This is a genomic window from Bacteroides sp. NSJ-39, assembly GCF_014287315.1.
Lineage (GTDB): Bacteria > Bacteroidota > Bacteroidia > Bacteroidales > Bacteroidaceae > Bacteroides > Bacteroides finegoldii.
In genome coordinates, this window is sequence record NZ_JACOOB010000001.1 from 496,288 (window position 1) to 516,163 (window position 19,876).

A 19,876-nucleotide genomic window follows, 5' to 3' on the forward strand; every position below is an offset into this window, starting at 1 on the left:
TTATGAAAACCGATTTGTTAGCTAGCCGTCACATCGGCATCAATGAACAAGACACAGCCGTAATGCTTCGCAAGATTGGTGTAGAATCATTAGACGAACTTATTGACAAAACAATTCCTGCCAATATCCGGCTGAAAGAACCGCTTGCATTGACTAGTCCGTTGACGGAATACGAATTTGGAAAACACATAGCCACATTGGCTGGTAAAAACAAACTTTATACGACCTATATTGGATTGGGTTGGTATAATACGATTACTCCTGCCGTCATTCAACGGAATGTATTCGAGAATCCGGTGTGGTACACCTCTTATACTCCTTATCAGACGGAAGTATCACAGGGACGTCTGGAAGCACTGATGAACTTTCAGACTGCCGTATGTGACCTCACCGCCATGCCGCTAGCCAACTGCTCATTGCTCGACGAAGGTACTGCCGCTGCCGAAGCCGTAAGTATGATGTATGCCCTCCGCTCACGCGCACAACAAAAGTCCGGCGCCAATGTAGTCTTTGTGGACGAAAATATTTTCCCGCAGACATTGGCTGTTATGACAACACGTGCCGTTCCTCAAGGTATCGAACTGCGTGTCGGCAAATATAAAGAGTTCGAACCTTCACCGGAAATATTCGCCTGCCTCTTGCAATATCCCAATTCCAACGGAAATGTGGAAGACTATGCCGCATTCACAGAGAAAGCGCATACGGCAGAATGCAAAGTGGCTGTTGCTGCCGATATTCTGAGCCTTGCCCTGCTGACTCCTCCGGGAGAATGGGGAGCGGACATCGTGTTTGGAACAACGCAACGTTTAGGTACGCCCATGTTCTATGGCGGTCCGTCTGCAGCCTACTTCGCCACACGGGATGAGTATAAGCGGAATATGCCGGGACGAATCATCGGATGGTCTAAAGATAAATATGGAAAACTCTGTTACCGGATGGCATTGCAGACTCGCGAACAGCACATCAAACGTGAAAAAGCGACCTCAAATATATGCACGGCACAGGCTCTGCTGGCCACAATGGCAGGCTTCTATGCAGTCTACCACGGACAGGAAGGAATTTCGACCATTGCCTCCCGCATCCACAGTATCACAGTGTTTCTCGACAAGCAACTGAAGAAATTCGGTTACACGCAAGTAAATGCACAATATTTCGACACACTGCGTTTTGAATTGCCCGAACACGTTTCCGCACAACAGATTCGCACGATTGCTCTTAGCAAGGAAGTTAATCTGAGGTATTACGAGAACGGAGACGTAGGTTTCAGTATTGACGAAACAACGGACATTGCAGCCGTTAATGTGCTGCTTTCCATTTTCGCCATTGCCTCCGGAAAGGACTATCAGAAGGTAGACGACATCCCGGAAAGAAGTACGATCAGCAAAGCCTTGAAACGTACGACTCCTTTCCTTACCCATGAAGTGTTCAGAAAATATCATACGGAAACGGAAATGATGCGTTATATCAAACGCTTGGATCGAAAGGATATCTCATTGGCGCAATCCATGATCTCTCTCGGATCATGCACCATGAAGCTGAATGCAGCCGCAGAAATGTTGCCTTTAAGCCGTTCCGAGTTTATGGGAATGCATCCGTTAGTTCCGGAAGACCAGGCGGAAGGGTATCGTGAACTTATAAGGAATTTGAGTGACGACTTGAAGATTATTACCGGCTTCGCCGGTGTCAGCCTACAACCGAATTCGGGGGCTGCGGGAGAATATACGGGCCTTCGCGTTATTCGTGCCTATCTGGAAAGTATAGGTCAAGGACACCGGAACAAGATATTGATACCCGCATCGGCTCATGGAACGAATCCTGCATCGGCTATCCAGGCGGGATTTACAACAATCACCTGCGCGTGCGACGAGCACGGAAATGTGAAGATGGATGACTTACGTACCAAAGCCGAAGAGAACAAGGAGGAATTGGCTGCGCTGATGATCACTTATCCCTCCACCCACGGTATATTTGAAACGGAAATAAAAGAGATCTGCGACATTATCCATGCTTGCGGAGCGCAAGTATATATGGATGGAGCCAATATGAACGCGCAAGTGGGATTGACTAATCCGGGATTCATCGGTGCGGATGTCTGCCACTTGAATCTTCATAAGACATTCGCCTCACCACACGGTGGCGGAGGTCCGGGAGTAGGTCCTATCTGTGTAGCGGAACATCTGGTTCCTTTCCTGCCCGGACACGGTATCTTCGGCAATACACAGAATCAGGTATCGTCCGCTCCGTTCGGTAGTGCGGGTATTCTCCCCATTACATACGGATATATCCGGATGATGGGTACGGAAGGACTCACCCAAGCTACAAAAATAGCGATCTTGAACGCCAACTATCTGGCTGCCTGTCTGAAAGATACATACGGCATTGTCTATCGTGGAGCAAATGGTTTTGTTGGTCATGAGATGATTCTGGAATGCCGCAAAGTGTACGAAGAGACAGGTATCTCCGAAAATGACATCGCCAAGCGTTTGATGGACTACGGTTATCATGCCCCTACCCTCTCATTCCCTGTTCACGGCACATTGATGATTGAACCTACGGAAAGCGAGAGTTTGGCGGAATTGGATAACTTCGTAGCTGTCATGCTGAATATCTGGAAAGAGATTCAGGAAGTGAAGAATGGCGAAGCGGACAAGAACGATAATGTATTGGCTAACGCGCCGCATCCGGAATACGAGGTTGTGAATGACTGTTGGGAACATTCCTACACACGTGAGAAGGCAGCTTATCCGATAGAGAGTGTACGCGATAATAAATTCTGGGCAAATGTAGCACGTGTAGACAACACATTGGGAGACCGTAAGTTGCTACCCACTCGCTATGATACCTTTGAGTAAGCCCGGGGCTCACATTCCTTGAGGCGTGGGCTTATTTCTATAAGCCAAGGGGGCAAACAAACTGAAGCCTTGGAGAAACATTGATTTCCCCAAGGCTTATGCTTTGTGACATAGAAGATAAGTCCAAGTGTAAATCTGAAAGTATGATTTCTACTTAACAATAGTTACGGTATCCGCTTTTACCTTCTTCTCTTTCATTGAAATCTTCGGATCGCCATATCCTAACGCGACACAGCCGTATACTTTATGACTAACCGGTACTCCCAATGCAGTGATAAATTCACGTACTCCGGGATCATCACAAGTCGTACCTAACTGATTGATCCAACAAGAGCCGATACCTAAAGACTGTGCAGCCAAAAACATATTCTCTATTGCACAAGCGCAATCCATACCCGCCCACCATTGAGTAGGTTCGTTAGAAACGATTACCAAAGTCGGGGCATGATAGTAACAGCAATAAGCCTTATTGCGGGCACGTTCCTGCAAACGGACATCATCACTTTTAGCAAAAGCTCCTTTTATGCGTTCATTTAGTTCTGCCAGTTTACTGACATTCTGAATAGCAGTGAAATGCCATGTTTCCAAATGCATTCCACTCGGAGCATACGTTGCAGCCTCCAGGATTGTCCGCAAATCTTCTTCCGGAACTTGTTGCTCCGTATAAGCACGCACGCTACGGCGCGCCTTGATGTTTTCTAAAACTTCATTTGTTTTCATGGGCGACAAGTGTTTTATATAAGTATATCATCATTATTAGTTTGACAGTCTCAATACTTTGTACTTTTTCCTACCGTTTGACCAATCCGATCTTTGCGTTTAGTTTGAAATAATAGACCCCATTCTCCCTCTCCAAAAATCCGTATTTATCCTTCTCCAAAGATCCTTTTTCGAAGCGAGTATTCAGAAACAAGAAATCTTCCATCACTTGTTTCTCGGATTTATGGTAGCAAAGCACATCTCCATTACCATCTACCAGCAGAATACCTTCCACTGCCGAATCCAGCCCGGTATAAATCTTTGCAGGACGCATTCCCAATGCCAGTGCCATCAGAAATTGCTTTATTTTAAATTCATAGAACTTATGCTTGTTTATCAGCTCATCCTTGATCTTCAGCGGATTCATTTGTTTGATAATCTCCGTCAACTCACTCACACGCGATATGCCGTCAAGGTGCATAATACGAACCATCTCTGTCAGTACACGCGGGAAATGCAAATCAATCATCAAAAGATTGCTACGAAATACACGGTCGGCCACATCCGAATATTTAAGTACTCCTCCCAAACGTTCGATCATCATCATACGCTCGGCAACTTCATTAGGGCTCTCCGGCAAAGCATTGATCTTGTTTACTGTCGGAGTGGCAAATTTAATCCCGGTCTGCTCCAGCTTAAGATTCGCCGCACGCCCTCCATCCAACAATGGATTCATGGCACTCAACCGCGAACGGACATTAAATCCTCTCAAAGGCGCTTCCGAATGCCAGAATGCAATAGAGAAATCGGTGCGATCCTCCGTTTTTGCCTCCAAGTCGAAGATAGCCGCTTCATCCAGAAACTCCTCTACCCCATCCGGAGAGGTCACATCGTTTTCCGAAGAGGATTTAACCGCTTTCAGTATCAAGTCCGCTACGATACCGAAATCTTCACGAGACATAGTTTTAACTCCTGTTTCCCCTTCTATGCGAATCGTCTCTTCCTCAATATAATACCGACGTGTCCCGTCGTGCTCTTCCCTCTGAATCATTGCAACAGGCCAGAATATATCTCCTGTCTTTGCTTCCGCCGTGCCTAACGCTACTCTCCCGTCCGCCAACAAACGGAAGAAAGTATAAAGTTCACACCATTCTTTTTTAGTTGCTTCGAATGCCATATATTTTTTCTTTATTTTGCTACAACTGTTTTTATCTTAATCTAATTTTATCCTATCTCTGCGACTGCTATCTTCCTTATTATATATAGGCTATAAGCAACTCCTACTGATTGATAACCTGCGGCAAAATTGCAGACGGCACAACCGGAGGAAGGATATAAGTCACCTCTTCCAACGGAGGGAGCTTGCCGACTTGTGCAAACAGGGAGTTCCGTATCCATTCTCCGGGAGTGACTACGATAAATCGTCCCGTCCAGCAACCATCAAAATAAGAAGGATTGCCCGGCTGTTTCTTAATAGGATAACAGATGTTTTCCCCTTTGCTCCGCATCTCCGGTGAACGTCCGGGATCATTCACCCACACATATTTGTCATCAATACCGCGAAGTACCATCCAATGTCCTCTCGGACCGGGACGCAAACCACGAACCGCACCTGTATATCTCACATTCACAAGCACAGGTATACCACGATCGATATAATCTTTCAATATCCGATAATCTTTCTGCTGGAAATGTTCGGCACTTATCATGTTTTCATAATAGCGTGCCAAAGAATCAATTTCAAAAGAATAGTATCCTCCTTGCCCTATCGAAGTGCGACGACGGAAAGGAGCACGCTTTTTCAGAAAGTAATTCCGCTGATATTCAATCAGTTTCTGTTCTGCATCCTGAGCTGTGCGTTGCGTATCAGCTGTCATCCCTTTAAAATAATCAAAGACCATTAACGAGGAAGCCAGAGAACAATGCGAATAAGGGTATCCCGCTATTTTCTGCGAATACCAAGGAACAGGAATGTTGTTGGGAGCGAACTTTTGAGCTTCCTGTGCATAGGCTTGTACACCGTTCCACACAAGAAAAACCAAAAGTAATCTCGATATCATGTAGTATTTCTTTCTCATCCGGTTCAATTTCTCTTTCTCTCCTATTCTACTTTCAGTATATTAACTGGCACTTTTCCATTCAATGATTTTCTTCTTCATCCAAAATCCGAGCCGTTTCTACCTTTTCCAGCCGGGCACGCAGTTTCGCCATCATCGAACGACGAATGCGCAATGTCATACTGCAATCCATATCATACGACTGATTGAGTATTTCCGGTTCTTCTTCCTTCACGATACGCATTATATCATTCATAAAAGGATACTCAAACATAACAGTCACTTCCTCGTCCACCGTTTTTTCTATGATTGTAGCGGCAGCAATGGCTTCGGCAGCAGCAGCCTTGTAAGCTACAATCAATCCGCTTGTGCCCAACTTGATTCCACCGAAATAACGGACTACAATGATCAATATATCTGTCAACTCGTTCGAATTGATTTGTCCGAGAATCGGTTTTCCCGCAGTGCCCGAAGGCTCTCCGTTATCATTGGCCCGAAAATCCTTGCGTGCTGCTCCGAGCATATAGGCATAACACACATGGCGCGCATCATAGTATTTCTTCTGATACGTTTCAAGATGCGCCTTTATTTCATCAAGGCTACGCACAGGAAGAGCGATAGCGATAAACTTGCTTCGCTTTTCCGTATAAATACCTTCAGAGGGTTCGGAGATGGTTTTATAAGTATCTTCAGCAGTCATGTTGCAAAGATACGGCTTTACACGGAAAATACCATCTGTCGTTTGGAAATATTAAATGATACGTTTGCCACAAATATACGGTTAATGTGACACAAAGGAGCAGTCGTTTCGCTATAAACAACCGCTCTTTTTCATCGAAACAAGCGGTCGGTCTGACGCAATTAACCGTATGATTGCAACAGATCGACCGCTCAATTTTATAAGATATCAGCTCTTGTTATAAGATGACAGTTATTAATCCAACTTATGAATCACAAGTCCCGAACGGAGTTTGGGTTCAAACCAAGTGGTTTTCGGCGGCATGATATTACCAGTATCGGCAATGTCCATCAACTGTTTCATGGATACGGGATAAAGCGCCAAAGCCACTTTCATTTCACCGCTATCCACACGCTTCTTGAGCTCTCCCAAGCCACGGATACCCCCCACAAAGTCGATGCGTTTATCCGAGCGTAAATCCTTGATTCCCAAAATCTCATCTAAAATCAAATTGGAAGAGATAGTAACGTCCAGCACACCGATAGGATCATTGTCATTATATGTGCCTGCTTTAGCTGTCAAGCTGTACCATTTGCTATCCAGATAAAGAGAGAAATTATGCAAACCGGAAGGCTTGTAGATATCTGTCCCTTTTTCTTCTACGATAAAGTTTTTGCCTAACGCATCAAGGAATTGTCCGGGAGTCAACCCGTTAAGATCTTTCACTACACGATTGTAATCTATAATGGTCAGTTGGTTGGCAGGGAAACAGACAGCCATAAAGTAGTTGTACTCTTCGTCGCCACGATGGTTAGGATTCTGTTTCGCCTTTTCTGCACCGACCAATGCGGCGGCGGCAGAACGATGATGACCGTCGGCAATATAAAGAGCCGGCATTTTAGCAAATTCTTCGGTAATAAGGGCAATGTCTTCCTCCCGGTCAACAATCCAGAAAGTATGACCGAAGCCGTCACCCGGAGCGATGAAGTCGTAGACAGGTTTTTCTGCCGTATACTTCTTGATGATTGCATCCAACTTGTCATTATCAGGATAAGCGAAGAAAACAGGCTCGATGTTGGCATTATTCACACGAACGTGCTTCATACGGTCTTCCTCTTTGTCACGGCGGGTAAGTTCATGCTTTTTAATCACCCCATTCATATAATCGGGAACGTATGCGCCGACTACCAATCCGTATTGGGTTTTCCCGTTCATGGTCTGGGCGTAAATATAATAGTTTTCCTTGCCATCCTGCACCAACCAGCCTTTATCCTGGAACAGTTGGAAATTTTCTGCAGCTTTGGCATACACACGCTCATCATGCTCGTCTGTACCTATCGGGAAATCAATCTCCGGTTTAATGATATGATAAAGAGACTTTTCGTTACCTTCCGCTTCTACGCGGGCCTCTTCGGAGTTCAATACGTCGTAAGGACGTGAAGCGACCTGCTCTACCAGGTCTTGCGGAGGACGAATGCCCTTAAAAGGTTTAATTATTGCCATGATATTAGTATTTTAGATGTAAAAAATAAAAGCCACAGACTTATTTAAAATCTGTGGCTCAAATATACTATTTATTTCTATGAAATATTATTTATTCACACGGAATTTTTCGCAACCGTCCTTCAAGAAGCCTACAATCTGTTTAGCGGCAGCAATACCGGCATTGATATTGGCTTCGGCCGTCTGCGCTCCCATCTTCTTCGGAGTAGAGAAATAACGTCCGGCAAACTTCTCTGCAAATTCCGCATTAGCGGCAGGCATAATATCTGTGATATATTTGAAGTCGGCACGTTCCTCCATCAATTTAATCAGCTCAGCCTCATTGATAACTTCCTTACGGGCAGTATTGACCAACATCGCACCTTTCGGCATGTCCTTCAACAGAGCATAATTGATAGAATTCTTCGTTTCGGCAGTTGCAGGGATATGCAATGACACTACTTGGCAAGTCTTATAGAGTTCTTCTGCAGAATCCAGCGCTTTCACACCGTCTTTCTCGATTACTTCTTTCGGGCAGAATGCATCGTAAGCATACACTTCCATTCCAAAACCTTTGGCAATGCGGGCTACGTTACGGCCTACGTTTCCATAAGCGTGAATACCCAGTTTCTTACCCATCAATTCTGTACCGGAAGTACCGTTGTAGAAGTTGCGGACAGCATATACCATCATACCCAAAGCCAGTTCGGCAACAGCATTCGAGTTCTGTCCCGGAGTGTTCATCACACATACATTGTGGGCAGTGGCAGCGGCCAAATCCACGTTATCGTAGCCAGCACCGGCACGAACTACAATCTTCAGTTCTTTAGCGGCATCAAGCACTTCCGCGTCAATGATATCACTACGGATAATAATGGCATTCGCATCTTTCACTGCATCCAGCAACTGGGCTTTATCTGTATATTTCTCAAGTAAAGCAAGCTCGTATCCGGCTGCTTCTATTTCTTTACGAATACCGTCTACTGCCACTTTAGCAAACGGTTTCTCAGTAGCTACAAGTACTTTCATATTCTGATTCTATTTATAAAGGCTCACCACAGATTACGCAGATTTCCACAGATTATAGAACCTTAGAAATCTGTGCCAATCCGTGTAATCTGTGGTGAAAATAATATATTAATGAAGTTTCTCAAATTCCTGCATACAATCGATCAATGCCTGCACGCTTTCTTTCGGCATAGCGTTATAGCAAGATGCGCGGAAACCACCTACCGAACGGTGTCCCTTGATACCTACCATACCTTTTTCAGTAGCAAACTTCAAGAAGTCGGCTTCGAGGTCTTTGTATTCGGGAGCCATTACGAAACAGATATTCATGCGTGAACGGTCTTCCTTAGCGGCAGTACCCACGAACATTTTGTTACGGTCGATTTCTGCATACAACATATCAGCTTTTTCGATAGCACGACGTTCCATTTCTTTCACACCACCCTGTGCTTTGATCCAGCGCAAAGTCAGCAATGCAGCGTAGATAGGCACAACAGGAGGAGTATTGAACATAGAACCGCCATCAATGTGAGTCTGATAATTCAACATTGTCGGGATGTAGCGGGAAACTTTTCCCACAGCGTCATTCTTCACAATTACGAATGTCACACCGGCAGGAGCCAGGTTCTTCTGTGCACCACCATAAATACAGATATATTTGGAAACGTCGATCGGACGTGAGAAAATGTCAGAAGACATATCGGCAACCATAGGAACCGGAGAATCAAGATCTTTCTTTAATTCCGTACCGTAAATGGTGTTGTTAGTAGTAATGTGGAAATAATCTGCATCTGCCGGGATTGTATAGTCTTTGGGGATATAAGTATATGTAGCTTCAGCAGAGGAAGCAACTTCTACAACTTCACCAAATCCTTTAGCTTCTTTCATCGCTTTTTTAGCCCATACGCCTGTGTTCAGATAAGCAGCCTTTTTTTCCAGGAAGTTATAAGGAACCATGCAGAACTCCATACTAGCACCTCCACCCAGGAACAGTACCGAATAGCCTTCGGGGATATTAAGTAATTCCTTGAATAATGCCTCTGCTTCGTCAACCACAGGTTGGAAGTCTTTGGCGCGGTGGCTGATTTCCATCAAAGAGAGACCAGAGCCGTTGAAATCTAAAATAGCCTTCGCTGTATCCTCTATCACCTCACGCGGAAGAATGGAAGGTCCTGCATTGAAATTATGCTTTTTCATTTGAAGTTTGTTTTTGGTTTAACAATTTCGTTACTTTTGTCTTTTGACCTTGCGAATTTACGAATTTATTTCCGCCGCACAAATCTTTCCTTATAAAAATACTGTTTTAAAGCAGATTTTCCTTTCTTTTTATTGGTTTATACAGGATATATACACCATATTGTTATCCGTAGATGTCAACCTATCCTACTTTGCCTCCTCAATAATGGTTTTCATACCTTTTATCTTCTCGCCTTGAATCAGATTCAGGAGTTGTTTGACCTTTGCACGCCGGACAGCGACAAAAGCATAATGCTCTTTCACATCTATCGCTCCTACATCTTCACGAGTCAGATTACCTTTCTTATACAAGAATCCGGCAATGTCCATTTTGCTTAGTTTTTCCTTCTTGCCCTTACCTATATATATAGTACTCCAAACAGATTTGGGCGGACGGGGTGGATTTTCCGGCAGTGCGACGGTTTCCATATCTTCCGGGATATAGGCAGGGAGTTTCTCTTCGGCATGAAGAATCAAATAAGAAGTTCCGGTAGCGTCCCAACGTGCCGTACGCCCGTTCCGATGCGTAAAGGCTTCCTCATTCACGGGCAAGTGATAGTGGATGATGTGCTCAATCTCCGGAATATCCAGTCCACGGGCAGCCAAGTCGGTAGATATCAACACGTGGCAACTGCCGTTACGGAACTTATATAATGCCCGCTCACGATCCGGTTGTTCCATACCGCCATGAAAACGCTCGGCAAACAGTTTCTTATCTGCCAGCAGTTTTTGCACACGATCCACCGCATCCCGATGATTGCAGAAAACAATGCTCGAACTGCTTCCCAATGTGCAAAGCAGATTGTATAAAGTATCAACTTTATCTTTTGCCGGAGAAAATACTTTCATCAATTTCAAACGGGACTCCTGTTCGTCGGCAGCGTCCGGCAAGAAGTTCAGTCTGACTGTACGGTTCAGCCCTGTAAATTCCGGGATCTCTTCTGCGTCGGTTGCAGAAAGCAACATCCGCTTTTTCAGTCCGGGCAGTTGCGTGATAATCTCCGCCATCTCATCATGGAAACCGAATTCTAATGATTTATCGAATTCATCGATGATCAAAGTTTCAATCGTTTCGGGATTGAAATTTCCTTTAGACAGATGGTCGGTAATACGTCCCGGAGTACCGATAATAATAGCGGGATGATTGCCTGATATACTCTTCTTTTCTTCCGCGATAGGATGTCCGCCATAGCAACAACAGGTCTTCCAAGCAGTTCCCATTGCCTTAAATACACTATCAATCTGCAGAGCCAGCTCACGTGAAGGAACCAGAATCAAAACCTGTACATTGTCATTGCCAGGTTTCAGTGTGAGCAATAAAGGCAACAAATAGGCAAGTGTCTTTCCCGAGCCGGTCGGCGACAACAAGATAACGTCTTTCCTTCCGGTAGCCTGTTCCAGTGACGCTTCCTGCATCGGATTCAACTCTTCAATCTTCAGGTTGTGAAGGGCTGACTGTATAATTTCATTTTTCTCTAACATGGCGACAAAGATACGAAAAAGAAGCGGGAAATCTGAGAAGCACATCGGCTTTTTCAGATTTCCCGCTCTGTCTTATATTATCCGCCGATCGTCCTGCCGACCGGTTTGACACTTCTCAGATACTATCCTCCGAAGTTATCGAACATCAAGTTCTGTGCCGGAACACCGAGATCGTCGAGCATTTTCTCAACGGCTTTCGACATCGGGCCAGGACCACACATATAGTATTCAATATCTTCAGGAGCTTCGTGATTCTTCAAGTAAGTTTCATAAATCACATTATGAACGAATCCCGGGGTATACTTCACACCTGCGGCGTCGGCAGCAGGATCCGGACGGTCAAGTGCCAGATGGAATGAGAAGTTCGGGAAATCCTTTTCGATTTGCAGGAAGTCTTCCAAGTAGAACACTTCGTTCAAGGCACGGGCACCATAGAAGTAAGACATCTTGCGGTCGGTAGTATGCAACGTCTTCGTCAAGTGCATGATTTGCGCACGCAACGGAGCCATACCGGCACCACCACCGATCCACATCATTTCCTTGTCGGAATTGAAGATCGGGTGGAAGTCTCCGTAAGGACCACTCATGATTACCTTGTCACCCGGTTTCAGGGTAAAGATATAAGAAGAAGCGATACCCGGCATCACATCCATAAATCCAGGTCCCTGATCTTTCGGTTTGAACGGAGGAGTAGCGATACGTACTGTCAACATGATACGGTCACCTTCGGCAGGATAGTTCGCCATAGAATAGGCACGAATCGTCTCTTCGTCATTTCTACATTTCAATCCCATCAGGCCGAATTTCTCCCATGCAGGCAAGTATTCGTCACCGATCAGACTCTTATCAATATCCTTGTCATAGTCCATTGAGAATTTAGGAATCTTGATCTGCGCGTAAGAACCCGGAATAAAGTCCATGTGTTCGCCCTTAGGCAAAGCAACGATAAACTCTTTGATAAATGTAGCCACGTTCTTGTTGGAGATAACCTCGCACTCCCACTCTTTTACGCCAAGTATAGACTCATCAATCTTGATAGACATATCCCCTTTCACTTTCACCTGGCAGCCCAGACGCCAATGATCTTGCTGCTGTTTGCGGCTGAAGTGAGGAATTTCCGAAGGAAGGATCTCTCCACCACCTTCGAGCACCTGGCATTTGCACTGTCCGCAAGACCCCTTACCACCACAAGCGGATGACAGGAATATACCATTCACAGACAGCGTATTCAGCAAAGTAGAGCCGGAAGCCACCTCCAGTTCCTTTTCGCCATTAATTGTCAGTTTCACGTCACCTGAAGGCACCAGGAAGTTCTTGGCAACCAACAGGATAACCACAAGCAAGAGAATAACCACAAGGAATACCCCAATGCTCGCTAATATTAAATTCATATCCATTGTCTTATTCCTTTCTTTTTAGATGTTCAAACCAGAGAAACACATAAATGCGATTGCCATCAGACCTACTGTGATAAATGTGATACCCAAGCCCTTCAACGGAGCAGGCACATCAGAGTAAGCCATCTTTTCACGGATAGCAGCCAGACCAACGATAGCCAGCAACCAACCGATACCCGAACCCAGCGCGTATGAGATAGCATCCCAGATGTCACCGATATATTTCGGATCGCTCGGACCTAGGTTGATACGTTGTTGCATAAACAGAGAAGCACCCATGATAGCACAGTTAACGGCAATCAGCGGGAGGAAGATACCCAATGAAGCGTAGAGCGAAGGGCTGAAACGTTCCACCACCATCTCCACCAATTGCACGATACCGGCAATAACGGCAATGAAAAGAATAAAACTCAAGAAACTAAGGTCGACACCTTCGATAATAGCGTTGGCAGCCAGCACCTTAGTCTGCAACAGATAGTTGACCGGAAGCGTCACCAGCAACACGAAAGTCACGGCGATACCCAGTCCTACGGCAGTCTTCACATTCTTCGATACAGCCAGGTATGAACACATACCCAAGAAGAACGCGAATATCATGTTGTCCACAAAGATAGAGCGGACGAATAAGCTTAATAAATGTTCCATATCTTTTAATTAAGAATTAAGAATGAAGAATTAATTACTTTCTTCCTGCAGTTCTTTGTGACGTGAACGTTGGTACCAGATAATGCAAGCGACGATAATCAGCGCCATCGGAGGCATCAACATCAGACCGTTGTTCACGTATCCGATTTTCTGAATAGGCTCGTAGTTCAAGATGTTGAAACCGAGCAATGTTCCCGAACCCAGCAGTTCGCGGAAGAACGCGACGATAACAAGAATCTTGGCGTAACCCAATCCGTTACCTACACCATCCAGGAAAGATTCCCACGGGCCGTTCTGCATGGCAAATGCTTCCAGGCGTCCCATCAGGATACAGTTGGTAATGATCAGACCTACATATACAGAAAGCTGCACGCTTACATCGTATGCAAATGCTTTCAGAATCTCACTTACGATAGTCACCAACGCAGCTACCACAACCAACTGAACGATGATACGGATACGGTTAGGAATGGTTTTGCGCAACAATGAAATCACCACGTTAGAAAACGCCGTAATAACCGTAACCGAAAGTCCCATTACAATAGCAGGCTCCAGTTTTGCGGTAACGGCAAGTGCGGAACAGATACCGAGCACCTGTACGGTTACCGGGTTATCTATTCCCAACGGAGCAGAGAATACTTCTTTATTCTTCTTTGAAAACAATTGTCCCATATTCTATTTTCTCCTCCTTATTATTTAGTTAAAAAATTCACGTACTCTTTCAAACACTCTTTCAGCATAGTGTCCACACCTACCGAAGTGATTGTACCACCGGAGATACCGTCCACCTGATAGTCGGCTTTCTCTACCTTGCCGTGTTTCACCACGCTTAAGGCAACAGTACCATTCTCCAATGTTTTCTTACCTACAAATTCCTGTTGGAACCAGTCGGTAGCGATCTCAGCGCCCAGACCCGGAGTCTCACTCGCATGAGAGAAGTAAGTACCGTATACAGTATCCTTATCCTCATTCAGTGCGACATATCCCCAGATAGCGCCCCAAAGACCTGCACCGTAAACAGGAACTACATATTTCGTCTGTCCGTCCACTTCGCAAACAAACACATGAAGACGTTTTTCCTCTTTCGCTTCTTTCTCGTAGTTCGTAACGAAGTCTCCTGTGTTTTCGGTCAACGTACCGTCAACGTTCATCAGCATATCGCCTTTCACATATTTCTTATATTCAGCATCCGCATCCTCCACATTCTTAATATTCAATGCGGCAAGAATCTGCTTCTTCGTATCCAACTGTACATTCTTGTCTTGCGTAGCCTTCAGCGAAGAGCTGACGAATGCCAGAAGGAATGCAACGATAATAACCATTACCGAAGCATAAATGATAGTATAACTGTTACTATTTGTATTCATTTTCATTCGGTATTTATTGGTTAGACTTGATAGCACGTTTTTCACGACGGCTGATATTGCCCTGTACCACACAGTAGTCGATCAACGGAGCGAAGATGTTCATCAACAGGATGGCGAGCATCATACCTTCCGGATAACCCGGATTCAGCACACGGATGACAACAGCCATCACACCGATGAGGAATCCGAAGATATACTTGCCTTTTTCAGTACGTGCGGACGTTACGGGGTCGGTAGCCATAAATACGGCACCGAAACAGAAACCGCCGAGCACAAGATGTTCGTACCACGGCATATTTGCCATAGCATTGCCTTCCATGCCGATCGCGTTGAATACCCATGCCATGAACGCGCCACCTACAAATACGGAAATCATTGTCTTCCAACTAGCAACGCCTGTCCAAAGCAAGATAACCGCACCAATCAGAATAGCGATCACACTGGTTTCACCGATCGAACCGGGAATCAGCCCTGTCACCATGTCCATACTGAACTCAGGAGCAGCGCCTGTCGTAGCGGCCACACCGAGCGGAGTGGCAACCGTCAATCCATCCACCGTCTGTCCCAAACCGAAGATACTGTCGCCCGATACCCAAACGGCATCACCGGACATCTTGGTCGGATATGCGAAGAACAGGAATGCGCGAGTGATCAATGCCACATTAAAGATATTCATACCTGTACCACCGAAAACCTCTTTTGCGAAGATCACAGAGAATGCGGTAGCTACGGCAAGAATCCACAGCGGACAGTCCACCGGAACGATCATCGGGATCAGGATACCGGAAACGAGGAATCCTTCCTGAATCTCCTCCTTCTTCCATTGAGCCACAACGAACTCAATACCCAGACCTACCACGTATGATACGATAATTTTCGGCAACACTGCCAGGAATCCGTAGATAAACATCTCAAAGAAACCACCGGTAGCGCCCGTGTGAGTGAAATGCTGATAACCTACGTTGTACATACCGAACAAGAGAGCCGGTATTAACGAAATAACCACAATCGACATGATGCGTTTGCTATCGATCGCGTCGTGTATGTGCGTTCCCGTTTTCGCAGTCTTGCTGGGCACGAACAGGAATGTTTCGAAGCCGTCGAACACCGACTGGAATGCGTGGAATTTGCCGCCTTCTTCAAAGTTCGGCTTTATCTTATCGAGATAATTTCTTAACGCTTTCATTAATATATTTACTATTTTACTATTTACAATTTACTATTTGCCGACAGTCGGGCGATTATGCCATTTCAGCTCGCAGCATATCGAGTCCGGCACGAACGATGCGTTGCAGCTCCATCTTCGAAGAGCAGACGAATTCGCAGAGAGCGAAATCTTCGGGTGCTACTTCGTAGATACCAAGCGCTTCCATACGGTCGATATCACCGGCGATGATAGCCTTAATCAGAAATTCGGGCAGGATATCCATCGGTAATACCTTGTCGTACTCACCGGACATGATCATATGGCGTTCGCCACCTTTCACGCGGGCATCCAATGTATACTCCTTCTTGCCCATCAGCCAACTGAAATATGAGCGGTTGGCGCTGAACTGATTGAAACGCGGCATGATCCATCCGAGCATTTCATGAATATCATCCCCTTCGGGAATCACCGTCAACTGGCTATGGAACGCTCCCAAGAATCCGTTCGGAGACACTTGCTTTCCAGTCAGCACATTACCGCTGATATAGCGCAAGTCCTTGTCCTTAGTGACATTGCCGGCAAACACGTTGGTGAGCAGCGCCCCTACCTGAAGTTTGCAGTAAGCAGGTTTCAGCACTTCGGAACCTGTCACTGCCACCGTACGGGTGAAATCCACACGACCGGTATTGAAAAGACGGCCGATGAAGATAACAGCTTGCGGATCAATAGTCCATACCGTTTCTCCCTTAGAGACAGGGTCGAGATGGTTGATCTGAACGCCCACGTTACCGGCGGGGTTCGGTCCGTCGAATGCGGTGATTGTAACGTTCTTGACCTGTGTCAGAGCGGCAGCATTCTGTTTCACGCTGATACTCAGATAAGTTTTTGCCAGTTTGGCGAGCGCATCGAGTCCTGTCTGGAAATTTGCTTCTTCACCTTTCAGCGCAAACTCAAAATCGGGTGCCAGCGGGTTGGTATCGAAAGCAGAAACGAAGATACCTTTCGGAGTCACCGTCGGATCTGCGATAATGTCATAAGGACGTTGTCTGATAAATGCGAAAAGACCGGCTTCCAGCAAAGCGTTCTTTACAGCCTCCGCATCCATCGTTGCCACATTCTTCTTGCCAAATTCCTCGTAGTCCTGCTCAGTAGCAGCTTCTACCACGATGTTCAACACCTTACGACGAGCTCCACGCTCTACACTCGTCACTACGCCGCTCACGGGCGAAACAAATTTAATTTCAGGATGATACTTGTCGATAAACAAGGGTCCACCGGCCATCACATATTCCTGTTCCTTTACGACCACCTTCGGTGTCACACCAGGAAAATCATCGGGCACGAGGGCGTAAAAACCCGGCTCCTTCACTGTTGTGTACGTTTCAGCAGCTTTACCTTTCAGGTTTATGTCAAGGCCTTTGCGTAACTTTATTACATTTGCCATGCTATATAAAATAATGGTTTCATAAATTTGCCGCAAAAGTAATAAATAAGATTGGGATTCGGGAGGAAAAAAGGGAGTAATTACGGAGATTTTTCCGTAATTATCTTCGTGTTCGCACACGTACCCCATCTTTCTTTTCTCCCGAAAGCAAAGAAAAAGAGCGAATTTACATTTATTATCTATGAATATGAAAACTAATCAGAATAAAAGCGTTTTCTTTGTATCCTGAAATTAAGAAAGAATATGAAACAGCCGGAGCTCTACAAGATGAAGAAATATATAATAGGTATATGGATGGCGTTGTTGCCTATCGGTGTCATGCTGGCACAGACAGACAGTACAAGGACGGTAAAAGATACCAAACGCGAGTTACGCCGCCAGCGTGTGGCGAAGCGGAATTTGCATTACAACATTCTGGGAGGTCCCAGCTACACACCCGATTTCGGTTTTCTGGTGGGCGGTAGCGCGTTGATGACGTTCCGGATGAATCCGAGCGACACCACCCAGAGACGTTCCGTCGTACCCATGTCCATCGCGTTGATATTCAACGGAGGGCTCAATCTCATGACAAAGCCGCAACTCTTCTTCAAAGGCGACCGTTTCCGCATATTCGGCACTTTCTCCTACAAAAACACCATCGAAAACTTCTACGGTATCGGATATAACACAAACAAGGACTATCCGCGAGGGGAAGATACGAGTGAATACCGATACAGCGGTATTCAGGTGAATCCGTGGTTTCTGTTCCGGTTGGGGGAAAGCGATCTCTTCGCAGGTCCTCAGGTTGACTTGAACTACGACAAGATTACCAAACCGGCGGCGGGAATGATTGAGCAACCGTCGTATATCGCAGCAGGCGGTACGGAGCATGGATACACCAATTTCAGTTCGGGACTCGGATTCCTGCTGACCTACGACACACGCGATGTGCCCGCCAATGCCTATCGGGGCACTTACCTCGACTTTCGGGGGATGATGTACAGCAAAGCTTTCGGAGGTGACGACAATTTTTACCGTCTGGAGATAGACTACCGTCAATACAAAACGGTCGGAAAACGGAAAGTTCTCGCCTGGACCGTACAGAGCAAAAACGCATTCGGAGACGTTCCTTTGACGAAATATGTATTGAGCGGAACCCCTTTCGACCTTCGCGGCTATTACATGGGACAGTTCCGCGACAAGTCCTCTCATGTAATGATGGCTGAATACCGCCAGATGATAAATACAGACAAAAGCACATGGATCAAAAAGATGTTGAGCCACATAGGATATGTGGCTTGGGGAGGCTGCGGATTCATGGGACCCACACCGGGAAAGATAGAAGGCGTCCTGCCTAATCTCGGAGTCGGCCTGCGTATTGAAGTCCAGCCCCGCATGAACGTTCGTCTCGACTTGGGAAGAGACATGGTGAACAAGCAGAATTTGTTCTATTTCAACATGACGGAGGCCTTCTAGTTCAACGTGACGGAGGCCTTCTAGTTCCAATGTCAGGGTCCTTCTAGCACAAATTAACAAGAAAGAATGCAAAATTGACAACAAAAGACTGTCCATAAATGAAATTAATCCTTATATTTGCGCAAGCTATGTCACAACAGAACACAGCAGAAGCAAATAACAGGGTTATTTTATGAAACAAATTATATATAGCTGTTTAGGATTACTCCTTTTATTCACCTCCAACACACCGATCGTTGCGCAAGAGGTCAGTGATTATACTCAATTAAGCGAAGAAGATTACAGCAATATCACTCTTCCCCCACTCTCCGTCCTGTTTGAAAATGCCAAAGACAATCCCATCTATGAGATGGCAGATGTCAAAGCGGCGGTAGAGCGCAAGCTGCTGGCGAAAGAAAAGCGTGCATTTCTCGGATTCTTCAGTCTGCGGGGAAGCTACCAATACGGTACTTTCGGCAATGAATCCACCTATACAGACGTTTACGTAGAGCCATACCCCACCTACTCCACCCAAGCCCAGAACGGATATACGGTAGGAGCGGGAGTCAGCATCCCATTGGACGACCTGTTTGACCTCAAGGCGCGTGTCAGCCGTCAGAAGCTCAATCTGAAGAGCGCGGAGCTTGAGCGGGAAATCAAATACGATGAGATCAAGAAGAACATAATCGAAATGTACGCGATGGCCACATCACAGATCAAAGTCCTTCAGATGCGAAGCGAGGGTCTGGTGCTGGCGAACGTGCAATATGAGATTTCCGAAAAGAATTTTGCTAACGGAACCATCGAATCCACCGACTTGGCGACAGACAAGGAAAGGCAGTCGCAAGCCCGTGAAGCATATGAGAAGAGCAAGTTCGAGTTAACCAAGAGTCTCATGATGCTTGAAATTATTTCACGCACGCCCATTATACGAAAATAAAAGACTA

The 19,876-nt window shown here is 45.8% G+C and carries 17 protein-coding genes; 3 read left to right on the forward strand and 14 right to left on the reverse strand.

Features of this window, described 5'->3' with window-relative positions:
• Positions 1–2: 2 nt before the first annotated feature.
• Positions 3–2,852 (forward strand): aminomethyl-transferring glycine dehydrogenase, encoded by a 2,850-nt coding sequence (gene gcvP / locus H8S63_RS02250; protein ID WP_186925604.1) that lies wholly within the window; start codon positions 3–5, stop codon positions 2,850–2,852.
• A 150-nt stretch (positions 2,853–3,002) separates the two neighbouring features.
• Here gcvP and H8S63_RS02255 read toward each other — a convergent pair whose 3' ends face one another.
• The 14 genes from H8S63_RS02255 to H8S63_RS02320 all read right to left on the reverse strand — a co-directional run bounded on the left by H8S63_RS02255 (position 3,003) and on the right by H8S63_RS02320 (position 17,495).
• Positions 3,003–3,572, reverse strand: a complete 570-nt coding sequence (locus H8S63_RS02255) for a nitroreductase (RefSeq protein ID WP_186925605.1) — start codon at positions 3,570–3,572, stop codon at positions 3,003–3,005.
• Positions 3,573–3,642: 70 nt separating this feature from the next.
• Positions 3,643–4,728: an HpaII family restriction endonuclease gene (locus H8S63_RS02260; protein WP_186925606.1), complete on the reverse strand. Its 1,086-nt coding sequence runs from the start codon at positions 4,726–4,728 to the stop codon at positions 3,643–3,645.
• Between the two features lie 103 nt (positions 4,729–4,831).
• Positions 4,832–5,611, reverse strand: coding sequence for a C39 family peptidase (locus H8S63_RS02265; RefSeq protein WP_370527594.1), 780 nt, complete (start codon positions 5,609–5,611; stop codon positions 4,832–4,834).
• A gap of 79 nt (positions 5,612–5,690) precedes the next feature.
• Positions 5,691–6,308: a YigZ family protein gene (locus tag H8S63_RS02270; protein WP_007753183.1), complete on the reverse strand. Its 618-nt coding sequence runs from the start codon at positions 6,306–6,308 to the stop codon at positions 5,691–5,693.
• A 234-nt stretch (positions 6,309–6,542) separates the two neighbouring features.
• Positions 6,543–7,790 (reverse strand): DUF1015 domain-containing protein, encoded by a 1,248-nt coding sequence (locus H8S63_RS02275; RefSeq protein WP_186925608.1) that lies wholly within the window; start codon positions 7,788–7,790, stop codon positions 6,543–6,545.
• A gap of 87 nt (positions 7,791–7,877) precedes the next feature.
• On the reverse strand, positions 7,878–8,798 hold the full coding sequence (locus tag H8S63_RS02280) for an NAD(P)-dependent oxidoreductase (protein WP_007753186.1): 921 nt from the start codon (positions 8,796–8,798) through the stop codon (positions 7,878–7,880).
• A 108-nt stretch (positions 8,799–8,906) separates the two neighbouring features.
• On the reverse strand, positions 8,907–9,974 hold the full coding sequence (gene serC, locus H8S63_RS02285) for a 3-phosphoserine/phosphohydroxythreonine transaminase (RefSeq protein ID WP_007753195.1): 1,068 nt from the start codon (positions 9,972–9,974) through the stop codon (positions 8,907–8,909).
• Between the two features lie 186 nt (positions 9,975–10,160).
• Complete coding sequence (locus tag H8S63_RS02290) at positions 10,161–11,495, reverse strand: DEAD/DEAH box helicase (RefSeq protein ID WP_032839586.1); 1,335 nt, start codon at positions 11,493–11,495, stop codon at positions 10,161–10,163.
• Between the two features lie 122 nt (positions 11,496–11,617).
• The gene (gene nqrF / locus H8S63_RS02295) at positions 11,618–12,892 is read right to left on the reverse strand and encodes an NADH:ubiquinone reductase (Na(+)-transporting) subunit F (protein WP_007759870.1); all 1,275 of its coding nucleotides are present in this window, start codon (positions 12,890–12,892) and stop codon (positions 11,618–11,620) included.
• An 18-nt stretch (positions 12,893–12,910) separates the two neighbouring features.
• Positions 12,911–13,537 (reverse strand): NADH:ubiquinone reductase (Na(+)-transporting) subunit E, encoded by a 627-nt coding sequence (gene nqrE, locus H8S63_RS02300; RefSeq protein WP_007753211.1) that lies wholly within the window; start codon positions 13,535–13,537, stop codon positions 12,911–12,913.
• 30 nt (positions 13,538–13,567) lie between these two features.
• Positions 13,568–14,209: an NADH:ubiquinone reductase (Na(+)-transporting) subunit D gene (locus H8S63_RS02305; RefSeq protein WP_007753212.1), complete on the reverse strand. Its 642-nt coding sequence runs from the start codon at positions 14,207–14,209 to the stop codon at positions 13,568–13,570.
• Positions 14,210–14,229: 20 nt separating this feature from the next.
• Positions 14,230–14,904, reverse strand: coding sequence for a Na(+)-translocating NADH-quinone reductase subunit C (locus H8S63_RS02310; RefSeq protein ID WP_186925609.1), 675 nt, complete (start codon positions 14,902–14,904; stop codon positions 14,230–14,232).
• Positions 14,905–14,917: 13 nt separating this feature from the next.
• Positions 14,918–16,090 (reverse strand): NADH:ubiquinone reductase (Na(+)-transporting) subunit B, encoded by a 1,173-nt coding sequence (locus H8S63_RS02315; RefSeq protein WP_186925610.1) that lies wholly within the window; start codon positions 16,088–16,090, stop codon positions 14,918–14,920.
• A 55-nt stretch (positions 16,091–16,145) separates the two neighbouring features.
• Entirely contained in the window at positions 16,146–17,495 is a 1,350-nt protein-coding gene (locus tag H8S63_RS02320) for a Na(+)-translocating NADH-quinone reductase subunit A (RefSeq protein WP_186925611.1), read from the reverse strand.
• 267 nt (positions 17,496–17,762) lie between these two features.
• Between H8S63_RS02320 and H8S63_RS02325 the strand changes: the two genes are divergently transcribed.
• Both H8S63_RS02325 and H8S63_RS02330 read left to right on the forward strand, forming a co-directional pair.
• The gene (locus H8S63_RS02325; protein WP_186925685.1) at positions 17,763–18,950 is read left to right on the forward strand and encodes a BamA/TamA family outer membrane protein; all 1,188 of its coding nucleotides are present in this window, start codon (positions 17,763–17,765) and stop codon (positions 18,948–18,950) included.
• 172 nt (positions 18,951–19,122) lie between these two features.
• Entirely contained in the window at positions 19,123–19,869 is a 747-nt protein-coding gene (locus H8S63_RS02330) for a TolC family protein (protein WP_186925612.1), read from the forward strand.
• The last annotated feature ends 7 nt before the right edge of the window (positions 19,870–19,876 follow it).